20 protein-coding genes are annotated in these 21,887 nt (G+C 62.8%); 4 read left to right on the forward strand and 16 right to left on the reverse strand.

From position 1 onward, the window contains the following. Positions 1-11: 11 nt before the first annotated feature. Positions 12-746: a cytochrome-c oxidase, cbb3-type subunit II gene (gene ccoO / locus AC522E_RS05355; protein WP_500749349.1), complete on the reverse strand. Its 735-nt coding sequence runs from the start codon at positions 744-746 to the stop codon at positions 12-14. An 11-nt stretch (positions 747-757) separates the two neighbouring features. Continuing rightward, the gene (gene ccoN / locus AC522E_RS05360) at positions 758-2,392 is read right to left on the reverse strand and encodes a cytochrome-c oxidase, cbb3-type subunit I (RefSeq protein ID WP_500750596.1); all 1,635 of its coding nucleotides are present in this window, start codon (positions 2,390-2,392) and stop codon (positions 758-760) included. Positions 2,393-2,816: 424 nt separating this feature from the next. On the opposite strand from ccoN, the gene AC522E_RS05365 reads away from it, so the two are divergent. Further along, positions 2,817-3,113, forward strand: a complete 297-nt coding sequence (locus tag AC522E_RS05365; RefSeq protein WP_500749350.1) for a hypothetical protein — start codon at positions 2,817-2,819, stop codon at positions 3,111-3,113. Positions 3,114-3,158: 45 nt separating this feature from the next. Here the strand turns inward: AC522E_RS05365 and AC522E_RS05370 are convergent, their stop codons facing one another. Further along, entirely contained in the window at positions 3,159-3,620 is a 462-nt protein-coding gene (locus AC522E_RS05370) for a hypothetical protein (protein ID WP_500749351.1), read from the reverse strand. Between the two features lie 399 nt (positions 3,621-4,019). On the opposite strand from AC522E_RS05370, the gene AC522E_RS05375 reads away from it, so the two are divergent. Further along, on the forward strand, positions 4,020-5,786 hold the full coding sequence (locus AC522E_RS05375; RefSeq protein WP_500749352.1) for a mechanosensitive ion channel family protein: 1,767 nt from the start codon (positions 4,020-4,022) through the stop codon (positions 5,784-5,786). 4 nt (positions 5,787-5,790) lie between these two features. On the opposite strand, the gene greA is transcribed toward AC522E_RS05375, so the two are convergent. The 10 genes from greA to AC522E_RS05425 form a co-directional block, all read right to left on the reverse strand. After that, entirely contained in the window at positions 5,791-6,258 is a 468-nt protein-coding gene (greA, locus tag AC522E_RS05380; protein ID WP_500749353.1) for a transcription elongation factor GreA, read from the reverse strand. Positions 6,259-6,402: 144 nt separating this feature from the next. Next, positions 6,403-7,479: a branched-chain amino acid ABC transporter permease gene (locus AC522E_RS05385; RefSeq protein ID WP_500749354.1), complete on the reverse strand. Its 1,077-nt coding sequence runs from the start codon at positions 7,477-7,479 to the stop codon at positions 6,403-6,405. Positions 7,480-7,520: 41 nt separating this feature from the next. Beyond that, positions 7,521-8,543 carry a branched-chain amino acid ABC transporter permease gene (locus AC522E_RS05390; protein WP_500749355.1) on the reverse strand — a complete coding sequence of 341 codons (1,023 nt, stop codon included), beginning with the start codon at positions 8,541-8,543 and terminating at the stop codon, positions 7,521-7,523. Next, positions 8,540-9,277, reverse strand: coding sequence for an ABC transporter ATP-binding protein (locus AC522E_RS05395; protein ID WP_500749356.1), 738 nt, complete (start codon positions 9,275-9,277; stop codon positions 8,540-8,542). Before AC522E_RS05395 ends, AC522E_RS05390 begins: the two co-directional genes overlap by 4 nt. Further along, positions 9,270-10,049 (reverse strand): ABC transporter ATP-binding protein, encoded by a 780-nt coding sequence (locus tag AC522E_RS05400; RefSeq protein WP_500749357.1) that lies wholly within the window; start codon positions 10,047-10,049, stop codon positions 9,270-9,272. The genes AC522E_RS05395 and AC522E_RS05400 overlap by 8 nt, the downstream gene beginning before the upstream one ends. A gap of 6 nt (positions 10,050-10,055) precedes the next feature. Further along, a complete protein-coding gene (locus AC522E_RS05405; RefSeq protein ID WP_500749358.1) occupies positions 10,056-11,246 on the reverse strand; it encodes a substrate-binding domain-containing protein in 1,191 nt (396 codons plus the stop codon). Between the two features lie 108 nt (positions 11,247-11,354). Next, on the reverse strand, positions 11,355-12,284 hold the full coding sequence (locus AC522E_RS05410) for a DMT family transporter (RefSeq protein ID WP_500749359.1): 930 nt from the start codon (positions 12,282-12,284) through the stop codon (positions 11,355-11,357). A 228-nt stretch (positions 12,285-12,512) separates the two neighbouring features. Continuing rightward, entirely contained in the window at positions 12,513-13,433 is a 921-nt protein-coding gene (locus AC522E_RS05415; RefSeq protein ID WP_500749360.1) for an SMP-30/gluconolactonase/LRE family protein, read from the reverse strand. 32 nt (positions 13,434-13,465) lie between these two features. Beyond that, positions 13,466-14,302: a universal stress protein gene (locus AC522E_RS05420; RefSeq protein WP_500749361.1), complete on the reverse strand. Its 837-nt coding sequence runs from the start codon at positions 14,300-14,302 to the stop codon at positions 13,466-13,468. A 68-nt stretch (positions 14,303-14,370) separates the two neighbouring features. Next, positions 14,371-15,195, reverse strand: a complete 825-nt coding sequence (locus tag AC522E_RS05425; protein WP_500749362.1) for a polyphosphate kinase 2 family protein — start codon at positions 15,193-15,195, stop codon at positions 14,371-14,373. Positions 15,196-15,341: 146 nt separating this feature from the next. On the opposite strand from AC522E_RS05425, the gene AC522E_RS05430 reads away from it, so the two are divergent. Both AC522E_RS05430 and AC522E_RS05435 read left to right on the forward strand, forming a co-directional pair. Next, a complete protein-coding gene (locus AC522E_RS05430; protein WP_500749363.1) occupies positions 15,342-15,977 on the forward strand; it encodes a glutathione S-transferase family protein in 636 nt (211 codons plus the stop codon). 99 nt (positions 15,978-16,076) lie between these two features. Further along, positions 16,077-16,412, forward strand: coding sequence for a GYD domain-containing protein (locus AC522E_RS05435; RefSeq protein ID WP_500749364.1), 336 nt, complete (start codon positions 16,077-16,079; stop codon positions 16,410-16,412). A 36-nt stretch (positions 16,413-16,448) separates the two neighbouring features. Here AC522E_RS05435 and ligD read toward each other — a convergent pair whose 3' ends face one another. Genes ligD through AC522E_RS05450 form a run of 3 tightly spaced genes read right to left on the reverse strand, consistent with a single transcriptional unit; the run spans position 16,449 to position 21,887 of the window. Then, positions 16,449-19,061, reverse strand: coding sequence for a DNA ligase D (gene ligD, locus AC522E_RS05440; protein ID WP_500749365.1), 2,613 nt, complete (start codon positions 19,059-19,061; stop codon positions 16,449-16,451). Between the two features lie 41 nt (positions 19,062-19,102). Continuing rightward, on the reverse strand, positions 19,103-20,749 hold the full coding sequence (locus tag AC522E_RS05445) for an ABC transporter ATP-binding protein (RefSeq protein WP_500749366.1): 1,647 nt from the start codon (positions 20,747-20,749) through the stop codon (positions 19,103-19,105). Between the two features lies 1 nt (position 20,750). Further along, positions 20,751-21,887, reverse strand: a complete 1,137-nt coding sequence (locus AC522E_RS05450; RefSeq protein ID WP_500749367.1) for an ABC transporter permease — start codon at positions 21,885-21,887, stop codon at positions 20,751-20,753.

Consider the following 21,887-nt stretch of genomic DNA (forward strand, 5'->3'; position numbering starts at 1 on the left):
ATGTTTCGTCCTCAGCGCACGTTGGCCTTGTTGTCGTAGAGCTTGAAGTCGACCTGCGTGCCGAGCATCTGGAGATAGGCGATCAGCGCATCCGCTTCCGTAACCTTCTGCTGGGTGACATCGAAGTTGCGCACCTGTGCTCCCGGATAGCGTTTGACGAGATCGTCCGCATTCGGTGCATCGGTCGTCGCCTGCGTACGGACGTCGCTGGTCGCCTTCGCGATCATCTCCGGCGTGTAGGGAACGCCGAGCAGTGCCTGCACCTTCATGTCTTCCGCCACATTTTCGGCATCGAGTTCGTTCTGCGCCAGCCAGGGGTAGGAGGGCATGATCGAGCCCGGCACGACGGCACGGGGATTCAGCAGGTGGTCCCGGTGCCAATCGTCGGAATACTTGTTGCCGACACGGGCGAGGTCGGGACCGGTGCGCTTCGATCCCCACTGGAAGGGACGGTCGTACATGCTTTCCGCCGCAAGGGAGTAATGGCCATAACGCTCCACCTCGTCGCGCAAGGGACGGACCATCTGGCTGTGGCAGTTGTAGCAGCCCTCGCGGACATAGATGTTGCGGCCGGCGAGTTCGAGCGGGGTGTAGGGCCTGACGCCCTCCACCTTCTCGATGGTGCTCTTGAGGTAGAAGAGCGGGACGATCTCGACGAGACCGCCGATGGCGATGACGATCAATACGCCGATGACAAGAATGATCGAGTTGGTCTCGAAGATTTTGTGACGAGCCCAAAGGGACATGATCGGTTCCTTTATTCCGCTGCGACCAGGACCGGTTGGGAGGCGTGCGGTGCTTCCGCGACTGCCTTCCCGACGGTGATGGTCTTCCAGACGTTCCACGCCATGATCAGGCTGCCGGCAACGAAGAGGGCACCGCCGAGCGCACGGATGACATAGAAGGGTTGCATCGCCTCCACGACCTCGATGAACGAGTATTCAAGGAAGCCGAGGCTGGTATAGGCGCGCCACATGAGGCCCTGAAGAATGCCTGCAACCCACATCGACGAGATGTAAAGGACGATGCCGAGCGTCGAGATCCAGAAGTGCCACGACACGGCCTTCATGGAGTAGAGGCGCTCCTTCTTCCAGAGCCACGGCACGAGGCAGTAGATCGCGCCGAACGAGACATAGGCCACCCAGCCGAGCGCGCCGGAATGGACGTGCCCAATGGTCCAGTCGGTATAGTGCGAGAGGGAATTCACCGCCTTCACCGACATCAGCGGTCCTTCGAAGGTCGACATGCCGTAGAACGCGACCGACACCACCATCATGCGCAGCACCGGATCGGTGCGGAGCTTGTCCCATGCGCCGGACAGGGTCATGAGGCCGTTGATCATGCCGCCCCAGGAGGGCATCCACAAGATGATCGAGAACACCATGCCGAGTGTCTGCGCCCAGTCGGGAAGGGCGGTGTAGTGGAGGTGGTGCGGACCTGCCCAGATGTAGATGAAGATCAGGGCCCAGAAGTGGATGATCGAGAGCCGATAGGAATAGACCGGCCGCTCAGCCCGCTTCGGGATGAAGTAGTACATGATGGCGAGGAAGCCGGCAGTGAGGAAGAAGCCGACGGCATTGTGCCCGTACCACCACTGGACCATCGCATCCTGAACGCCCGACCATACGATGTAGCTCTTGGGCGAGAACAGCGAGACCGGGATCGCCGCGTTGTTGCCGAGATGGAGGACGGCGATCGTCAGGATGAAGGCGATATAGAACCAGTTTGCGACGTAGATGTGCGGTTCCTTGCGGCGCATGATCGTGCCGAGGAAAACCAGGAAGTAGGTGACCCACACCACCGTCAGCCACAGGTCAGCGTACCATTCGGGCTCGGCATATTCCTTGCTCTGCGTGATCCCGAGCAGGTAGCCGGTTCCGGCGATGACGATGAAGAAGTTGTATCCCAGCACCACGAACCACGGAGCGATGTCACCCGCGAGGCGCGCGCGGCAGGTGCGCTGCACGACGTAGAAGGATGTTCCGATCAGGATGTTGCCGCCGAAAGCGAAAATCACCGCGGACGTATGCAGGGGCCGCATCCGCCCGAAGGAGAGCCAGGCGGTGTCGAAATTGAGAGCCGGGAAGGCCAGCTGCAACGCAATCAGAAGCCCGATGGTAAACCCGGCGATTCCCCAGAACACCCCAGCAATCGTGGCGAACTTCACAGGACCCATATTGTAGTTGGGTTTGCCGTTGATCGTGAGCGGTGGCGCCTCCGCGGGCCGCTCGTAGTAGCGGTCAATGATCTTGAAGGCGGCAGCGCCCGCCGCCGCAGCAAAAAGATAGGCGTGGAATGCGTATTCCGGCGTGTAGGCTTTCGCTGCGATGATAATGCTCAGGAAGGACAGGACAGCGAAGGCAAGCGCAGAGCCTGCTTCGCCAAAGGTCATTCCCTTGGGAGATGTTGCCGTATGAGCCATGGCCTCGACCGTTCTGAAGGGAGGCGAGCACAGAGCTTCGCCTTCTGCTTCACCCTTTAGGGATCGAGGTGGAAGGGCACATTGATTCAGATCAATCGCCCCCGTCCGGTCCGGCGCACGGATTCCGTATGCTGTGGCCATCCGGAGCTGGGGCAATCAGGATGCGGCCGACGACCGCTTTTTGCGGGGTCGTCCACGATGAGCACTTCCGGGCGGCGCCATGTGTTGGCGACAAGCCGGTCCGGCGCGGGATTTGCGCCATCGACCTGGCTCCATACCAGTTATCTACGGCTCATCGGCTCTTTGCAGTGCCTCATCTTCATTCTTTTAGGAAAAACTTTACCTTACGGAACGATTGCTTGAGATAGACCAAGATGTTTCCAGGAGAATGGCTATGCGCCGCGCCGCCCTTGCCGCAGCTCTCATGCTGGGTGCCGTCACTCAGGCTTCCGCCCAGTCGACAGGTGTCCGAACCGACGAAAACGCCCCTGTCACCCGGGCCGAAATCCGGGAACTGATCGAGGCGGCCCAGGCGACAGCCAAGGCATCCCGGGAGAATGTCGAGTATGCCCGCGTCGTCCCGGATCTGCTGTTTCAGATCCTGACGAAGCTCGATAAGCTCGAGGACAAGCTCGACAAGGTCGAGACGTCGATCAAGTCCGATCGCGCTTCGACACCCAAAAAGCGCTGATCACGGCGCTTCTTGAAGCTCTTCGGGCGAAAAGGGGGCGGCCGTTCAGGGCTGGCGAGGTTTCTCGTCGCCCTCCCTTTCTTCGCTCTGAAGGTCGTTAAGGAAATTTGGGTTTGTCCAGATATCCGCTGCGGGAATCCAGCCGACCGGATCCTTCACCTGCGGTACGAGATAAACAAAATCGTCGGTGATCTTTTCAATGGTGCATGGATAGGTCCGCCGGTCTCCCGGGGGCCTGTACACGACCGTTGCGCCCTTCCGGATACGCCCGGTCGCGGCGAAGAAGGGGGTCCATGAGGGCCCATCCGTTCCAGGAGCGTCCGGCTGCTGCGTGTTGCTCTTGTCGGCTCGGTGCCTGTCGAGTGCGGCGATCGCTGCCCGGGCCCGATCACGATACCGCTCCGTAATGACCCGCAATATGGGACCCTTCTCGCGCCCCGGATACCAGGATGTCCCGCCGATCTTGGCGAGTTCCGCGGCAACGATTTCGACCTCTTGATCGTTCATGGCGTCTGCTCCTGGCTGAGCCGACGAGCCTGCCGCTTCGCGTTGCCCATCGGCCGTAGAATTGCGGTCTGGAGAATTGCTGAGATGGGGCTGGGGCGATATTCCTGATGTCGGGGTTGGACAGGCTGAGCCGTTATATTGCGGTAAATTGCCGGAATCGTAAATAGGAGGGCATTGTTACTTCATCTGATACATTAGTTGCTGTCAGTCTATCGGATCGTGGTGGTTCTTTACTCCGTTTGACGGGATGATTTTTCGGGGAGCTGATCAGATTCAATACCTATCAACTGCCGGGGATAAGGTGCCGGCGGTCCCAGGTGGATGGAATGATGACGTCGGGGGAGCTAGTATGCTCTATCAAGAGTCACCTAGAGCCCAATATCGGAAAGACGAGAGAGAATGTCCCGAAGATCGCGATTTCGGGAGGCAGCGGTTCCGCTGATCTGCCTCCTGCTCTCCGTCATATTCGTCGCCGTCCAGTTCTTGGCGACACCGCCGGCGCTCGGAGACCTTCGGCTGCTTGCGCCAGCGGAAACCTCCAGTCCTCGAGCAACCCTGGAAGATTTCCGCAACAATGCCCGGCGCGCGACCAGCCTTCTGATGGATGCCTACCGGGAAAACGCTTCAGAGCCGGGCCTGTTCTGGAGCAAGAGCGTCAAGGACAAGGTCAAGGAGGCCGAGTCCTTGCTGGCGCGCGCAGCCCGGGCGCTTGATCTCCGGGATATCCCTCCCGTAGAACTCGAACATAGGCGTCTTGAGGCGACGTTGTTGCTCAAGGAGGTCCTGGACCGGGTGCCCCTGCCGGATGCGAATGCCGTTCCTGGCAACGGCGAGGCTGGAAAGAGCCCGATTTCAGGCTGGAACATTCCGGGGACCGAAATCCGGATTGCTCGCGTCGCAGATGGGCCCCGCGCTGGGGAATACCTTTTTTCCCGCGAAACCGTGCAGCAGTTGAACGATTTCTACCGATTGGTTCGCGATCAGCCCGATACGAGCGGTGCGACTGCCGACTTCTACGATTTCTTCAGCCAGTCGCCGGGTCATCTTCTCCCGCCGAAATGGTACAGCCTGATCGAAAGCTTGCCGCCGTTCTTCCGAATCGACATCGAAGGCCAGGCGATCTGGCAATGGATCGGGTTTTTTCTGCTTGTCGGGCTCGCGACATGGTCCGTTCTCGCCGTGCGTCGTCTTGTCCGAAAGGTCAGTCGGAGCAGCGGAACGCTCACGTCGCTGATGGCGACCCTGCTGGTCCCGGCAACGATGGCGGTCGCCTGCCTCTTCCTCGTCTACGCCACCGACTATCAGATCAACCTGACCGGCCGGGTCAACGACGTCGTCAGCGAGGTCGCGCAGGGCCTTGCCTATCTGTCGCTCATCTGGGCCGTGTTGAAATTCTCCAACGGACTTGCCACGCAACTGTCATTCTCCCGTTCAGAGAGCATCGATGCCCATCTTGCCCGCGCCGCCGTGCGGATCGGCGGGATCGCCGTTGCGCTGGCCCTCCTGATTTATGGGGCGTCCTATCTCGGCATCCCGCTCGCCGGCCTCCTTGCGGGTCTCGGTGTCGGCGGTCTTGCGGTCGCGCTCGCTGCCAAACCGACTTTGGAAAACTTCATCGGCGGCCTGATCTTGTATGCCGACAGGCCGGTGCGGGTGGGGGATCTCTGCCGCTTCGGCAATCTGGAGGGGCGCGTTCAGGAGATCGGCATCCGCTCGACACGCATCCGTGGCCTCGACCGCTCGCTGATCACGATCCCGAACGCGACCTTCGTCAACATGAACATCATCAACCTGACGAACCGGGACCGCATGCCGTATGTCAGGACCGTCAGCCTGCAGTCGACCGACAGCACGGCCATCCGCCAGGAGGTGGAGAAGATCACCGCCCTCGTGGCCGGGCATCCGAAGATCGAGGCCAAATCCGTCGAGGTCCGCCTGCGTGACGTGCACGAGGAGAAGCCGAAGGCGGAGATCCATGCCCTCATCATGACCGCGCGATGGGAGGATTTCCTGGCCATCCAGCAGGACATCGATCTCAGGCTAAGGGACTCGGCCCTGGTTGCCATCAATGCCGATGGTGCGGACGAATCGATGGGGACTTCGAACGTGGTTCCGCTGAAGGAGACCGGCGAGCCCGACGGTCCAAAGGCTTCAAACGCGGTCTGACCGCCTACTCGATCCGGGTGATCTCCGCCTCCGTCTGCGCCACGGCGATCGTGTCGCCAACCTGTTTGCCCAGCAGCGCCTGCGCCAGGGGGGAGACATAGGAGATGCTGCCCTGGGCCGGATCGGCTTCGTCCTCACCGACGATGCGGTAGGTCTTGACCCGTCCATCCTCGCGCTCGAAGGTGACCCGCGACCCGAAGCGGACATGGGACATGTCAGTCGGCACCGGGACCAGTTCCGCCGTGGACTTGCGATGAGACCAGTAGCGCAGGTCGCGGGACACTCGTGCGACTTCGCCTTTGTCCTCCGATTCCTGCGCCCGTGCGAGGCGCCCGCGCAAGTCCTCGATCATGGCGTCGATCTGCGCCAGCCCGCTCGGCGTGACGAGGTTCTGGTGATGGCTGAGAGCGCGATCGGGCAGATCCTCGAAAGCCTCTCCGCCATCGCTCTCCCGTACAAAGGCCCGGCTCATCGCTGCAACCCTCCAAGCACACGGATAAAACGATCCTGTGCCGGCTTTGTTCAGCCAAGCTCGCAGAGCATCGAGCCGAAGGTGGATTCCACTCCAGGATCCCCCTCGTTTCGCTGACGCGGACCTCCGGCACCGTGCGTCGCGCTAGGAACTGCGTCCTCGGCGCAGATGCCCGACGATTCCACCCGGAAAGGCATAAACACTCAGGATGAAGAGCACTCCGAGCCACAGGAGCCAGCGGTCGGGATGAATCAAGTCCGGCAGGACAGGGATGCCCGCCAGGGCAGCGCTACCTATGCCCATCAGGACCTGGAGGTAGCTCTGGGCGAGCACGAACAGGGTCGCGCCGATGATGGCGCCATAGAGGGTGCCCATGCCTCCGATCACGACCATCAGCAGGATGTCGATCATGATCGAGAAGGAGAGGGTCGTGTCGGGACCGTTGTAGCGCAGCCAGAGTGCGATCAGCGCTCCGGCGATCGTGGCGGCCAGGGCCGAGATGACCGACGCAGCGGTCCGATAGGCTACGACGCGATAGCCCAAGGCTTCGGCCCGGAACTCGTTCTCGCGGATTGCCTGCAGCACGCGCCCGAAAGGCGAGTTCACGATACGCAGGAGCAGGAGGAAGACGAAAGCCGTCACGACCACGATGAGGTAGTACGCCAGGATGCGTCCGTTTACGGTGATTCCGAAAACAGGTTCGGCAAAGGGGCGGAAGGCGGGGCGAAGTTCCGCCGGAAGCTGGAACGACAGCCCGTCCTCGCCTCCGGTGATCGTCGACATCTGGGAGGCCAGAACCGCGGCGGCGGAGGCAACCGCGAGGGTAATCATCGAGAAGAAGATCGCCCGGACACGCAGCGACAGGAGGCCGATGACGGCGGCGAGGACGGCGGAGAGGGCCAGCGCCAGCGCGACGCCGATCATCACCGATTCCCAGGATGGGCCGAGCCTCTCGAGAGCGATGGCGATCCCGTAGCCGCCAATCCCGAAGAACATCGTATGGGCGAAGGAGACGATCCCCGTATATCCCAGAAGCAGATCGTAGCTCGCGACCAGGAGAATGAAGACACAGATCTTCGCCGCTGTGCTCAGGGGCTGGCTTCCCGGGAACAGAAAGGGAGCCGCCAGAAGGCAGGCGACGATCCCTGTCAGGATCAGGGACAACGCCCAGGAGCGCGGAGTATCCCGGGACAGCAGCCAGGCAAGGGGACCGCGGCGCATGCGGACGTCGTCCAAGGCGGCTTGAGGGTGGGAGATGCTGCTCATCGGCGTGCCACCGGAAACAGGCCCTGCGGGCGCCAGACCAGCACCAGGGCCATCACCAGGATATTGGAGATGAGCGCCAGCTTGGGAGCGAGGAAGCCGACATAGTTGGCAACCAATGCGACGAGGATCGACCCGATGAAGCAGCCGCCGACCGATCCGAGCCCGCCGACAATGATGACGATGAAGACCAGCACCATCACTTCCATGCCCATACCCGCAGTCAGGGTTTGCCGATAGAAGGCCCACATGACTCCCCCGAGCCCGGCAAGCGCGGAGCCGGCGATGAACACGGTCACGAAAAGGCGGCGGATTCGGTAGCCGAGGGCCTCGACCATTTCCGGATTTTCGACACCGGCGCGGATCAGAAGGCCGATGCGGGTGCGGTTGAGAAGGAGCTGCATCGCCAGAAAGACGAAGAGCCCGATGCCGACCGCGACGACACGGTAGCGCTCCATGACAATGTCGCCGATCACAAAGGCGCCGCGGAGCGTCTCGGGCAACGGGATGGGGATCGGCGATGCCCCCCAGATCGCATGGATCGCCTGCTCGGTCACGATGAGCCCACCCATGGTGACCAGGATCTGCTTGAGATGGCTGCCATAAACCGGGCGCACGATCACGCGCTCGAATACCGCGCCGACAATCGCGGTCAGGCCCATGGCGACGCCGATGCACAGGAGAAGCAGGGCGAGATTGAGAGCCACGGAATCGGCGCTGGCCCAGCCGGCCAGCGGGCCGAGGACGATGAGAGTCGCGTATGCGCCAAGCGAAATGAACACTCCGTGGCCGAAATTGATGATGTCCATGAGGCCGAAGACGAGGGTCAGACCTGAGGCCATCAGGAAGATCATCATTCCCATGGCGAGGCCTGCGACGGTCAGCGTCACCCAGGACGACATATCACCGACCAGAGGCAGGGCGGCCAATGCGAGCAGAGGGACGAGCACCAGCGGCAGCCAGTCGGTCCTGGCGCGGGGGAGTTCGGCGGTGACGGAGGTTTCAGCGGCCATGTCGCTCATTGATGGGCATCCAGGCTGAGGCCAAGGAGGCGCTGCTGCAAGGCTCTGTCGGCCACGAGATCCCCCATGGCGCCAGAATGCACGATGAGCCCGTCATCCATGACGATCACATTGTCTCCGAGTTGCGAGGCCGCGTGGAAATTCTGCTCTACGAGGAGGATGGTCTCGCCTGCGGCCTTGAGAGCGCGGAATGCCTCGATCATGCTGCGGACCATGACGGGCGCGAGCCCTTTCGTCGGCTCGTCCACGAGCAGGAGACGCCGTGGCTCGGCGATGGCGCGGGCGATGGCGAGCATCTGCTTCTGGCCACCCGAGAGGTAACCCGCTGGCAGGTTCCAGAAACGTCTGAGTGCTGGAAACAGCCCCAGCATCCAGTCGAGGCGGGAACTGTCGACGGGCCCGTTCCGGGCGGCGAGAACGATGTTCTCGCGCACGGTGAGGTCGGTGAAGATGCCCATGGATTCGGGCACGTAGGCTATCCCCGAGCGCGCGATATCCGGCGTGGGAAGAGCAGTGATGTCCCGGCCGTCGAAGCGGATGCTGCCGTCGGATGCGTGCCACAGGCCCATGATCGTGCGCAGAGTCGTCGTCTTGCCGGCACCGTTGCGGCCGAGCAGCACGGTCAGTTCACCCGCAGGGACCTCGCAATAGACGCCGTGAAGAATGTGGTACGGGCCAATATGGGTGTGTACTCCTTCGAGCCGGAGCAGCGGTTCGGCGGGAGCGTCAGCCATGGGACGCCTCCAGGCCAAGATAGGCCTCCTGCACCACGGGGGACGCGATCACCGCTCCGGGCTCCCCGTCGGCGACGAGCGTTCCGTTATGGAGGACGACGATACGGTCGGCGAGGGATCGCACCACGTCCATCTTGTGCTCCACGAGGAGCACTGTCGCGTCACCGCGCTCCTTGATGCCGTGGATGAGCTCGAGAACGGTCGGCACCTCGTCGACACTCATGCCGGCGGTCGGCTCGTCGAACATGAATACCTTGGGCTCCATGGCCATCAGGAGCGCCACCTCGAGCTTCCGCTGGTCGCCGTGGGAGAGGGCGCTCGGCGGCACGTGCCGTTTGTCGGCGAGACGGACGCGCTCGAGGATGGTTTCCGCCTTCGCGATGAGGTCCCGGTGGCTGCTCCACATGGAGAAGAGCGACCATCCGGCATGCGCACGGCTCTGCACGGCGAGGCGCACATTCTCCAGGGCACTGAGGTTCGGGAACAGGTTGGTCAGCTGGAAGGCCCGGCCGAGCCCACGTTTCGCCCGTGCCGAGGGCGAGAGGCCGGTCACGTCCTCTCCGTCCACCCGCACCTGTCCGGCGCTGGCGCGCAGCTGGCCGGAGATGAGGTTGAAATAGGTGGTCTTGCCTGCCCCATTCGGCCCGACGATGGCGGTCAGGGTCCCGGCGCTGAACCGGCACGAGACATCGTTGACCGCCACATGGCCGCCGAACCGAATGGTGAGCCCGCGCGTTTCGAGCGCGGGTGCTGACAGGATCGTCGGAGACACGGACGATCAGCGCTTGTTACGGACCGGAATCGGCAGCTTGTCGGCCGGAATCGTATCGACCAGGTCGAGCAGGTCGTTCTGGTCCTTGCCGCTCGCCTTAACCTTGAAGTGGTACATGACCTGGAGCGCCTGATGATCCTCCTTGCGGAAAGTCATGGGTCCCTTCGGAGTTTCGAAGGTCATTCCTTCCATGGCCTTAATCAGTTTTTCCGTATCCGTGCCGCCGGCCTTTTCGATGGCAGTCAGGGCGGCGGAGGCGGCGGCGAACCCACCGGCGGTGAAGAAGTCCGGAGGCGCGCCGTAGCGCTTCTGATGCTCGGTCACGAGCCAGTCATTCATCGGGTTCTTCGGAAACGCGTAGTAGTAATAGATCGCGCCTTCCATCCCGGGATAGTTCTTGTAGATCTGCATGGCCGGCAGGATGTTGCCCCCTGGTGCGATCTCGATGCCGTAGCGCTCCGGCTTCAGGTCGGCGATCTTCGGCAGCGGGTGCTGGCCCGCCCAGATGATCTCGATGATCTTCCGGCCGGGCTTGTCCTTCAGGGCATCGAAGAGACGCTGGGCCGAGGCGGTGAAATCAGTGGCGTTCTGCGGTGCATATTCCTCGAACACGACCTTGGCGTTCGGGCGGATCGCGGCCAGCGCGCTCTTGAGTGCCGCGACGCCGTCGCGACCGAAGGCATAATCCTGCGCCAGGGTGGCAATGGTCACGTCGCCGGTCGAAGGTACGGCGGCTGCGGCGCCATAGGCGTCCTGTGTGGAATTGCGGGCCGTACGGAAGATGAAACGGTTCCATTTTTCGCCGGTGATCGCATCGGCGACAGCCGGCTCGACGATCAGGATCTTGCCGTTCTCTTCCGCGACCGGGAGCATGGCGAGCGCCGCCGCAGAGGAGGTCGTGCCGATGGCGAGATCGACCTTGTCGTCGTTATAGGCCTGTTCCAGCAGGGTCTTGGATAGATCGGCCTTGAGCTGGTCATCTTTGACGATGACGTCGATCTTGCGGCCCTGCCAGCTCATCGAGCCCTTGGTCAGGTATTCGAGACCCATCATGAAACCCGCTTCCGTCTGCTTGGCATAAGCTTCCAGCGGTCCGGTCTTTCCAGCGATGAGCGCAATTTTGATGTCCTGCGCCATGGCGGAGGATGCCAGGAGCAAACCTGCCGTTGCGGCAGCGAGTTTGAATGTCAGGCGCATGCGTTTCCCCTCTTGGTTTCAACCATTGACGGTGGCTCGTCGGGCCATGTCAAGCAGGACACGAGGACGAGCCGCAGGCTGGAGTTGGGGATCGCCCGATTGGCCACGTCAGGCTTCGGGCAGAATCGGCGCTTCCGTCCTCCGTTCGACCCGTCCGCGCCGAGCGGCTTGATGTTCCAGGACCAGGAGAACGAGGCCCGCGCCGCAGATGATGGCGGCTCCGACGAGCGTCCAAGAACCTACGATATCGCCGAAGAACAGATAGCCGAGCACGATGGCCCAGACGATCAGCGTGTACTGGTAGGGGGCGACGACGGAGGCCGGTGCGAGCTTCAGCGAGCGGTTGACGCAGGCATGTCCGCCCATGGACACGATGCCGAGAAGGAACAGGGCCGCGAATTCGAGCGGGCTGGGCGTGACCCAGGAGAAAGGCACGGCGAAGCAGCCGAACACGAGTGCCCCGAGGATCTGGCCCAGGACCAGGGTGGCATCGTGGGTCTCCCGCAGCCTCCGGGTCGTGATCATGAGGAGGGAGTAGAAGATGCTGCCCGATAGCGCAATCAGGGCGGGAAGGGACAGGGTGGCCGGCGACGGGCGGAGCGCGATGAGAACGCCGACGAAGCCGACGGCGATGGCGACGATCCGGGGAGGATCGAGCCTCTCGCCGAGCAGAAATACCGCAAAGGCCGCCACATAGATGGGACCCGCGAGGTAGTAGGTCATGACGTCCGCGAGCGGCAGGTAGGTCACGGCCCAGTAGAAGCATGCGACCTCGAGAGTCGAGAAGACGATGCGGACGAGATGGAGGCCAGGCTGCGGCGGAAGCCGGAGGGGGACCTTCTGCCGGCGCATGAGGGGCAGCAGCACCGCGAGGGCCGCGAGACTGCGCAGGAAGAGGACCTGGCCGACGGAAAAGGTCGCGACCAGCCATTTCCCCATGACGTCGTTCATGGCGAAGAGGAAGACGCCGAGCAGCATCAGGCCGATGCCGAAAAGGGCGCCCGAGCGGACCTTCGTGGGTGACGGAAGGCGGCTCATCGGCCGTGGCCGGAAAGGCGGTGGGAGCCGATACGGTCGGAATCGGTCCGGCCGGGGAAAGAATGTGGCATTCGCGGTATCTCGACGAAGGCTCCGGTCGGCATGATCGCGCGTGCGCGGCGCCGCCGGCCGTTGCAGACCGCCTTCATGAGCGAACCGGTGCAACTTCACAAGGGCCTGGCCTGCATCGGACGCCGGCGCGTACACGGCAGGCTCTCGGAGGGTCGTTCAGAAGGTCTTGGCGCCATTCACGCGAAGCATGATCGCGTAAAGGGAGGTGGTAGCGCAGATATACAGCCGATTGCGCTTGGGGCCGCCGAAGACCACGTTCGCCACGACCTCCGGCAGAAGAATCTTGCCGATCAGGGTGCCGTCGGGATCGTAGCAATGGACCCCGTCGCCTGCGCTGGTCCAGATGCGTCCGGCGTCGTCGAGCCGGAACCCGTCGAAAAGTCCCTCGGTACAGGTCGCAAAGATTCGCCCGTTCTTCAGTCCTCCGGCCGGGTCGACGTCGAAGACGCGGATATGCCGCGGTCCGTCCTCCGCATGCGTCGCGCCGGTATCCGCTACGTAAAGGCGGGTCTCGTCGAGCGAGAAGGCGAGGCCGTTGGGCCGCATGAAGTCGTTGGCGACGATGCTGGTCCTGCCGCTTTGCGGGTCGACGCGGTACACGTGCGAGGCGCCGATTTCGCTCTCCGCCTTGTGGCCCTCGTAGTCGGAATCGATCCCGTAGGTCGGGTCGGTAAACCAGATCGAACCGTCCGACTTCACCACCAGATCGTTGGGACTGTTGAAGCGTTTGCCATCGTGGTGGCTCGCGATCACCGTCACGCTGCCGTCATGTTCCGTGCGGGTCAGGCGGCGGTTGCCATGCTCGCAGGTGACGAGGCGCCCCTGACGGTCGACCGTGTTGCCATTGGAATACCCGGACGGATGCCGGAAGACGCTGACATGACCGGAGGTCTCGTCGTAGCGCATCATCCGGTCGTTGGGGATGTCGCTCCAGATGAGATAGCGTCCGGCCGGAAAATAGGCCGGGCCCTCGGCCCACCGGCACCCCTCCGCGAGTTTTTCGAGCCGGGCGGAGGAAATGGCGAGGCGGCGGAAGCGTTCGTCGAGTTCAAGGATGATGGCTGAGTTCGCGGTCATGGCTCCTCGCACAGAGGGTGGCGCCTTTCCCGTCAATGCGCCATCAGAACGGGAATGGTCGTGTTGCCGAGAATATGGCTTGTGGCGCCACCGAAGAACATCTGCCTCAGGCGGCTTTGGGTATAGGCCCCTTTCACAAGCAGATCGCAGCCGAGCGCGCCTGCTTCGGCGAGAATGACTTCGCCCGGCCGGTTGGACGGGTCGACCGCGACGATGGCATCCGCGTTGATGCTGTGCATGCGCAAAGCCCGCACCAGTTCGGAGCCGGATGGGCCGGGAACGCCCCAATCCTCCAGTTCGAGCACAACGGTGCGGCGCGCTCTTGCGAGGAGCGGCATGGCGCCCATGACGGCCCGCGCCGTTTCCGTGCTGCGGTTCCATGCGATGACAACCGTGTTGCCGAACGTCGCCGGGGCCACCGGCGGCGCGATGAGCACGGGCCGCCCGGTTTCGAAGAGAGCGGCCTCCACGGTCGAGAGGCGCGTATGGCCGTCGATGCCGTCGGGACGGCCAACGACGGTGACGTCGAAGACCCGCCCGTAGGCTCCGAGGAATGCGTCCTCCATCAGCCCGTCCTGCCGCCATCCATAGCTTAGCCCCGCAAGGACCGATGACGAGCGCTGGATCTGCTTCTTGATCATGAACGCCTCGAAACGCTCCCGACAGGATTTCGCCATCTCCGCCCGGTTCTCCGGGGTGATGGGCGAGGGGACGCCGATGGCGATATCCACGGGCAGCACCACCGGGTAATCGGGGGTGATGGCCAGGCCTTCCATGTAGCTGTCGAAAATCTGTCCGAGATGCAGGGCCGTCTCGAGAACGGGCTCGACGACACCGTGGTCTTCGATGGGGACGAGGATGCTTTTCATGAAGGATATTGTCGCGCTCAACCTGCTCCTCGGCAAGCCCCTCCGGTCAAGCTTGCCGAAATCTCCTGCTAGACGATGGTGAAATCGCTCGGCTTCCAGGCCGGCTGGGGATATTTCGGGTCGATATCTTCCAGGGTTTCCTTGACGATCCGGGCGATGATGGCGTTGCGGACCCATTTGCGATCGGCGGGGATCACATACCAGGGCGCCCAGGAGGTGGAGCAGTTGTTCAGCATGGCCTCGTAGGCCTCCTGAAAGTCGTCCCACCTCTCGCGGTCCTGGAGATCGCCGGGATTGAACTTCCAGTGCTTCTTGGGATCGTCGAGGCGCTCCCGCAGGCGCTCCTTCTGCTCCTCCTTCGAGATGTGAAGCATGAACTTGAGGACGACCGTGCCGTTTTCCGTCAGCATCCTCTCGAAGGCGTTGATCTGATCGTAACGTTGCTCGATGGCTTTCCTGGTCGTGAGCTCACGCACTTTCGCAACCAGCACGTCCTCGTAGTGGGAGCGGTTGAAGATGCCGATCATCCCGCGTTTCGGGGCAGCGAGATGGGCGCGCCAGAGATAGTCGTGCGCCAACTCGTTCTCAGTAGGGCGCCGGAAGGCCGTCACGGACACGCCGATCGGCCCGGTGGCGTTGAAGACTCCGCGGATGGTGCCGTCTTTGCCCGCCGTATCCGTACCCTGCAGAATCACGAGAAGCGCGCGCTGTCCCTCGGCATAGAGGCGGTCCTGCAGCGCATCGATGTCGCGGGCGATCTCTACCGTCTCCGCCTTCGTCGCCTCTTCATCATCGAAGAGGGATTTTTCACGCGGGTCGTAATCCTTGAGCTTGATGGTATCTCCAGGTTTGACCAGGAACTTCTCGGTGAAGGCGTGGACTCGGTCCGACATTGAGGCTTCTTCTCCACAGGGCAGGGCAACGACAGCACACGAAACCATAGGGCAGGCGGTGGTGATGGAAAGGTTGCATCTTTACATCCGAGAGGCGCAATCATAAGCAGAATAACGCTAAGCTCGGCCATCGGAAGGCATTCGCAATGCTCGCCCTCTATTACTTTCCCGGCAATGCCAGCCTGCTCCCGCACATGATGCTGCGGGAAGTCGGTGCCGAGTTCGAGTTGAGGCTCGTGAACCGGGACCAGAATGCGCAGAGGAGCCCGGACTATCTCAAGCTCAATCCCAATGGCCGCATTCCCGTTCTGGTCGACGGTGACCTCGTCCTGTTCGAGACGGCGGCGATTGCGCTGCATCTGGTCGACAAGTTTCCGCAGGCGGGTCTCGCCCCAGCCATCGGAACCAGCGAGCGGGCCGAATTCTACAAGTGGATGGTCCATCTCACCAACACGCCGCAGGCGGAATACAGGGCCTGGTTCTATCCCTATGAACATGTGGACGACGAATCGGCGGCCCCCCACGTGAAGCATGCTGCGGAGCGGCGTCTCAATCGCATGTTCGATGTCATTTCGGAGCAGCTCGGCGACAGGACATGGCTCCTCGGGGACCGGTTCTCGGCGGCCGATCTCTTCCTGCTCATGCTGATCCGGTGGGGTCGTGGCATGCCGCGTCCGCCGCGCACGCTTCCCAATCTCGGCGCTCTCGCCGAGCGGGTTCTCGCCCGTCCGGCCGTGCAGAAAACCTTCGAGGTTGAGGGCCTCAAGGCTCCGCTGATCTAGTCTTCTGTCGGATGAGGTTCCAAAGCCGTACTGACGATGAGCAATTGAAAGGTCTCGTCCCTGTGCGACATTGGCATCGATGCGACAGAGGAGCAAACCATGCCACTTTTCATCACGCAGGGACGCTTTACTCCCGACGCCATGAAGGGAATGCTCGCAAAGCCGGAAGACAGGACCGAAATGGTCAGCAAGCTCTTCGAGAAATCGGGCGGAAAGCTGCTCAACTATTACTTCACCTTCGGTGAATACGACTTCCTCATCGTGTCCGAAGGCCCTCTCGAGGGAGCCGCGTCCGCCCTCATCGTCGCTGCCGCGGGTGGTGGCGTAACGGATATGAGGACCACGGTCGCCATGACCGCCGCCGAGATGAAGGGGGCCTTCGCCAAGGCGGGAGACATGGCGGGAGGGTTCAGGTCCGCTGGTGCGCCGAAATGACGCCAGGGCAGGCTCGCCAGCCCCAGGTCGCCGCGGTTATCCTTTGCGCCCTTTCCGTGCCCGGGCGGGTTCCGGAAGCACCTGTTTCACGGCAGCGATCTCAGCCCAGGGATCCTTGCGCAAGCCGGCAAGGCGCTTGCTCAGGTTCAGGACCGTGAAACCGTTGGGCTTGAGCTTCGTCGAAAGCTCGCTCCACGCCACGGGCGTCGACACGGGAGCGCCTGGCCGGGCGCGGGTCGAGTAGGGCGCAACCGATGTCGCCTCACGGTTGTTTCGAAGGTAATCGATGAAGATGCGGCCTTCGCGCTCCCGCTTCACGGAGGTGGTCGTATAGCGATCCGGCTCATCGGCCTCCATGGCCCGAGCCATGTCGCGCGCAAAAGCGAGGGCGTCGGGCCATGCCGCCTTTGGCGTCAGCGGAACGACGACATGGATGCCTTTGCCGCCCGTGGTCTTGACGAAACTTTCGAGGCCGATGGCTTTCAAGCGCTCGCGAATGGCACGGGCTCCTTCGATCACCAGGGGCCAGGCGACGCCTTCTCCCGGATCGAGATCGAAGTTGAGACGATCCGGGCGTTCCAGATCGGCCAGGGTGGCGCCCCAGACATGCATCTCCAGAACCCCGGCCTGAACGAGCGCGACAACGCCCTGGATATCCCGGACCGTCAGAACCTCCGTCTCTCCGGTCTCGTCGCGCACGGTTTCGCGGCGGATGAAATCCGAGAGCCCGGCCCAGGAATGGCGCTGGACGAAGCAACTCTTTCGTGCACCGGAAGGGCAGCGGATAAGGGTAAGGGGACGATCGACCAGGTGTGGCAGGAGCCAGTCCGAAATGCCGACATAGAACTCGGCGAGCTGCTGCTTGGTCAGCCCCTGCTCTTCCCAGAGAACACGGTCGGGATGCGAGAGAGGGACCCCGGCGACTTCGGTTCCTTCGGCGGACATGGACTTGCCTGCTGATTTTGATGACGTTGCGCCGCTATCCTTGCCTCTGCCGCCCGATCTCGCACGGGACGGGGGAAGCGAACGGCGCTTTTCCTGGATCACCTCGCGCGGGCTCTTGTCCTCTCGCAAGCCCTTGAACGCTGCGTGACGCACGATCCTGTCCGCCGTCCAACCGCGGAACTCCACTTTGCCGATCAGCCGGGGCTCTACCCAGACGACACCCCGCCGCTGTTGCGCAGCGAGTTTGTCCTGGAAGGGCGCAGCCTTCGCCTCGATCTTGGTGAGGCGCTTGAAGAGGTCGCGTGCGACGTCGGCCGTAAAGCCGGTCCCGGTTCGACCCGCATAAACGAGCCTGTCCTTGTCGAAATAGCCCAGAACCAATGATCCGATCGCATTCCTGAGAGCGGTTGATGGGACGAAGCCGGCAATGACGAATTCCTGCTCGTCCGTGCACTTGGTCTTGACCCAGTCTTCGTTCCGTCCGCCTCGGTACGGCAGGTCAGCGCGTTTCGAGATGACGCCTTCGAGACCTTTCCGGCAGACGTTGCGGACCATGGCAGTGCCGTCGGTCTTGTGATCGCTGTAGCGGACCGGACCCGCCTCCTTTGCGAGCAGTTTCGCAAGTCCCTGCTTGCGCTCGATCAGCGGCGCATCCCTCCGATCGGTTCCGTCGCGATAAAGCAGATCGAAGGCATAGAACACGGCCTCGGAGGCGACGCCGTTCGTTTTTCGCGAGAGGGCCTGCTGCAGGTCGGCGAAGTTCGAAATTCCATCTTCGTCGAGCATCACCGCCTCGCCATCGAGAATCGCAGACTCGACCGGGAGGCCTGCCAGAGCTTTGGCGATGCCGGGAAACCGTTTTGTCCAATCCTTTCCATTCCGCGTGACGAGGCGAACCTTTCCGTGATCGATGAAGGCGACGAGGCGGTAGCCGTCCCATTTCACCTCATGGATCCAGTTCCGTCCGGTAGGGACTTGGTCCACCAGGGTCGCGAGGCAGATCTCGATCTCATCCGGCATCCTGGCCATGGCGGGAGATTGTCTCGACTTAGCCCGCGACTTGGCTGTGGTGGCGATCTTCTTCGCGGAACGGACCGCCTTTTTGGACCTGGTCCCGCTGCCGGGTTTGGTTGCTTTTCCGCCCGCGATCCCTTGAATGGAACGTCCGGTTTTGACGGAGTCGGGCACTTCTTCGAGGATATCCGGGTCATCTTCGGAGCGCGCGGCTTCGTCATCGCCTTTGATCAGGAGCCAGGACGGCTTTTTCTCCCTTGGGCGCTTGCCCATGCGGATCAGGTGCCACGTGCCGTGCAGTTTCTCGCCCTCGAGGCGGAAGCTCAGGCGCCCCTTCTTGTAGGAGTCCTGCGGGTTGCCCTCGGGCTCCCATGTACCGCGATCCCACACCATGACAGTGCCGCCGCCATACTGGCCCTCGGGGATCGTGCCCTCGAAGTCGCCATAGCCGAGGGGATGATCCTCGACCTCGACGGCGAGACGCTTGTCGCCCGGCACGAGACTCGGGCCCTTGGTCACGGCCCAGCTCTTCAGGACCCCGTCCATCTCGAGGCGGAAGTCGTAATGCAGGCGCGAAGCGTCATGCTTCTGAATGACGAAGGACGATCCTGCCCGACGGGGCCGAGATCCCTTCGGCTCTGTGGTCTTGGTGAAGTCGCGCTTGGCGCGATAGGTCGCGAGCTTTGCCATGGCGCGGATTCAATTCGCGCCATGGCCTCCAGGTTCCGGTGTCAGGATGCCAGCGATGCGTTCGACGTCGGCGTTTCGCGCTCCTTCAGGAAGGCGGCCGCGATCAGATCGCGGGTGTATTCCTCCCGGGGGCGCTCGAAAATGGCCTCGGCGGCGCCTTGCTCCACTACCTTGCCGCTCTTCATGACCATGATCTCGTCGGAAAGCGCGCGGACCACGGCGAGGTCGTGGCTGATGAAGACATAGGCCAGGCCGTGCGCCTTCTGGAGGTCGCGCAGAAGCTCGACGATCTCTTTTTGTACGGAGCGATCGAGGGCGGAAGTCGGCTCGTCGAGCACCACGAGCTTGGGATGCAGGATCATGGCGCGGGCGATCGCGATGCGCTGGCGCTGGCCACCCGAGAATTCGTGAGGGAACCGATTGCGCCAGCCGGGCTCAAGCCGCACTTCCTCGAAGGCCTGAGCAGCGCGCCGGTCACGCTCCTTGCGGGAGATGCTGGACTCGTGAACGAGCAGCCCTTCCGTGACGATCTCGCCGGCCGTCATGCGCGGCGAGAGGGACCCGAAGGGATCCTGGAAGACGAGTTGCAGGTGGCGGCGCAGGGGACGCATCCCGGCCCGGTCGAGCGGCATGAGGTTGCGGTCCTCGAAGCGGACGAGGCCGCTGGCCGGTAGCAGCCGGAGGACGGCGCGGCCGAGAGTCGACTTTCCCGAACCCGATTCGCCGACGACGCCGACCGTTTCCCCGGCGCGGACGGACAGGCTCACCCCATCGACGGCATGGAGCACATGGGTCGGCTTGCCGAACAGAGACGATTGCAGCACGAACGAGACCCTGACGTCCCTGGCGTCGAGCACCAGGGGGGCGCCGGCGGGTGCCAGCTCCTTGGTCCCGGTCGGCTCCGCGTCTATCAGCATCCGTGTATAGGGATGCTTCGGTGCGGCGAAAATCTCCTCGGTCGTTCCGCTCTCCACGACCTCGCCGCGTTTCATCACATAGGTCCGGTCGGCGAAACGGCGCACGATGCCGAGATCGTGGGTGATGAACACGATGGACATGCCGAGCCGCTTCTGGAGGTCGGCCAGCAGCTCGAGGATTCTCGCCTGAACCGTCACGTCGAGAGCCGTGGTCGGCTCGTCGGCGATCAGCACGTCCGGATTGTTGGCCAATGCCATCGCGATCATCACCCGCTGGCGCTGGCCGCCGGACATCTCGTGCGGGTAGGAGTCGATGCGCCGCTGCGGGTCGGGGATCCGTACGAGCTCCAGAAGCTCGATGGCCCGGCGGCGCGCCTCGGCCTTGCCCATGCCCCCGTGCGTCGTCAGCGGCAGGGCGAGTTGCTCGCCGATCCGGTAGAGCGGATCGAGGGAGGTCATCGGTTCCTGGAAGATCATGGTGAGCTTCGAGCCGCGGTAGCGGTTGAGCCTGTCGGGCGGCAGTCCCACGATCTCCTCGCCGCGATACTTGACGGAGCCTTCGGCCCATCCGTTCGAGGCGAGCAGACCCATGACGGACATCATGGTCTGGCTCTTGCCGGACCCGGACTCGCCGACGATGGCGACGGTCTCGCCCGCGTTCACGTCGAGGTCGATGCCCTTGACCGCGTGGAGGATGCCATCCCCCGTGCGGAAGCGGACATTGAGGTTTCGGACCGTCAGAACGGGTTCGGTCGGGAGAACGTTGGCCATGTCAGCGATCCTTCGGATCGAGGGCGTCGCGCAAGCCGTCACCGATGAAGTTAAGGCAGAAAAGGATCGCGATCAGGGTGAGGGAGGGGTAGAGCAGCATCCAGGTGGCACCCTGGATGTTCTTGGCGCCTTCCGAGATCAGCACGCCAAGGCTGGTATTGGGCTCCTGGACGCCCAGCCCGAGGAAGGAGAGGAAGCTCTCGAGCAGGATCACCTTGGGCACGAGCAGGGTCATGTAGACCACGACCGGTCCGAGGGTGTTGGGGATCACGTGGCGACGGATGATGCCCTTGGTCTCGACGCCCAGCGCCTCGGCTGCCTGCACGTATTCCTGGCGCTTGATGGACAGGGTCTGCCCGCGGACGATGCGCGCCATGTCGAGCCACTCCACGGCACCGACCGCGATGAACATCAGGATGAAGTTGCGGCCGAAGAACACCACCAGCATGATCACGAAGAAGATGAAGGGCAGCGAATAGATGACATCGACGATGCGCATCATGATCAGATCGGCACGGCCGCCGAGATAGCCGGAGGTGGCGCCGTAGACCACGCCGATCAGGATCGCGACGAAGGTGGCGAGCAGGCCGATGGCCAGCGAGATCTGGCCGGCCTTCATCGTACGGGTGAGAAGGTCGCGGCCGTTGGTGTCGGTGCCGAAGAGAAAATACTTCCTCTTCAGGGGGACGTCGACCACGAGGCGCTTGCCCTCGTCGGTCTTCTCGACGACCTTGGCGACGCCGAACATGTCCGAACGGTCGAAATAGGCGAGAAGCCGCTCGTCGATGGGCCGCTGGCCCACCAGCGTCATGCTGACATGATCGCCCTTCACCTGGATATTCTCAGGCTTCGCGCGGACTCGCGCCCCGATGCGCTCGATCTGCGGCGTGATCTGGTCCGGCTTGGGATAGGCTTCCAGGCTTGCCGGAACCTTCACATAGTCCGGATAAACCTGATCGAACGGATGCCCTGTGAAAAGCGGCCCGAACACGCAGGCGACGGCGATAAAGGCCAGCAGGACGATGCTGGCGACGGCCGCCTTGTTGTTCAGGAGGCGGCCCCGGGCCTCGACCCAGAGGGAGCGTCCGACGACAGGATCGGCAAGGGTTTCGATGGGAAGTGCAGCGCCTTCAGCCAT

This window comes from Microvirga sp. BF8, from assembly GCF_059888585.1.

What these genes read in the sequence shown, in the direction of transcription:
- ccoO (WP_500749349.1), bottom strand. Translation starts at nt 746, where the DNA reads ATGTCCCTTTGGGCTCGTCACAAAATCTTCGAGACCAACTCGATCATT.
- ccoN (WP_500750596.1), bottom strand. Translation starts at nt 2,392, where the DNA reads ATGACCTTTGGCGAAGCAGGCTCTGCGCTTGCCTTCGCTGTCCTGTCC.
- AC522E_RS05365 (WP_500749350.1), top strand. Translation starts at nt 2,817, where the DNA reads ATGCGCCGCGCCGCCCTTGCCGCAGCTCTCATGCTGGGTGCCGTCACT.
- AC522E_RS05370 (WP_500749351.1), bottom strand. Translation starts at nt 3,620, where the DNA reads ATGAACGATCAAGAGGTCGAAATCGTTGCCGCGGAACTCGCCAAGATC.
- AC522E_RS05375 (WP_500749352.1), top strand. Translation starts at nt 4,020, where the DNA reads ATGTCCCGAAGATCGCGATTTCGGGAGGCAGCGGTTCCGCTGATCTGC.
- greA (WP_500749353.1), bottom strand. Translation starts at nt 6,258, where the DNA reads ATGAGCCGGGCCTTTGTACGGGAGAGCGATGGCGGAGAGGCTTTCGAG.
- AC522E_RS05385 (WP_500749354.1), bottom strand. Translation starts at nt 7,479, where the DNA reads ATGCGCCGCGGTCCCCTTGCCTGGCTGCTGTCCCGGGATACTCCGCGC.
- AC522E_RS05390 (WP_500749355.1), bottom strand. Translation starts at nt 8,543, where the DNA reads ATGAGCGACATGGCCGCTGAAACCTCCGTCACCGCCGAACTCCCCCGC.
- AC522E_RS05395 (WP_500749356.1), bottom strand. Translation starts at nt 9,277, where the DNA reads ATGGCTGACGCTCCCGCCGAACCGCTGCTCCGGCTCGAAGGAGTACAC.
- AC522E_RS05405 (WP_500749358.1), bottom strand. Translation starts at nt 11,246, where the DNA reads ATGCGCCTGACATTCAAACTCGCTGCCGCAACGGCAGGTTTGCTCCTG.
- AC522E_RS05410 (WP_500749359.1), bottom strand. Translation starts at nt 12,284, where the DNA reads ATGAGCCGCCTTCCGTCACCCACGAAGGTCCGCTCGGGCGCCCTTTTC.
- AC522E_RS05415 (WP_500749360.1), bottom strand. Translation starts at nt 13,433, where the DNA reads ATGACCGCGAACTCAGCCATCATCCTTGAACTCGACGAACGCTTCCGC.
- AC522E_RS05420 (WP_500749361.1), bottom strand. Translation starts at nt 14,302, where the DNA reads ATGAAAAGCATCCTCGTCCCCATCGAAGACCACGGTGTCGTCGAGCCC.
- AC522E_RS05425 (WP_500749362.1), bottom strand. Translation starts at nt 15,195, where the DNA reads ATGTCGGACCGAGTCCACGCCTTCACCGAGAAGTTCCTGGTCAAACCT.
- AC522E_RS05430 (WP_500749363.1), top strand. Translation starts at nt 15,342, where the DNA reads ATGCTCGCCCTCTATTACTTTCCCGGCAATGCCAGCCTGCTCCCGCAC.
- AC522E_RS05435 (WP_500749364.1), top strand. Translation starts at nt 16,077, where the DNA reads ATGCCACTTTTCATCACGCAGGGACGCTTTACTCCCGACGCCATGAAG.
- ligD (WP_500749365.1), bottom strand. Translation starts at nt 19,061, where the DNA reads ATGGCAAAGCTCGCGACCTATCGCGCCAAGCGCGACTTCACCAAGACC.
- AC522E_RS05445 (WP_500749366.1), bottom strand. Translation starts at nt 20,749, where the DNA reads ATGGCCAACGTTCTCCCGACCGAACCCGTTCTGACGGTCCGAAACCTC.
- AC522E_RS05450 (WP_500749367.1), bottom strand. Translation starts at nt 21,887, where the DNA reads ATGGCTGAAGGCGCTGCACTTCCCATCGAAACCCTTGCCGATCCTGTC.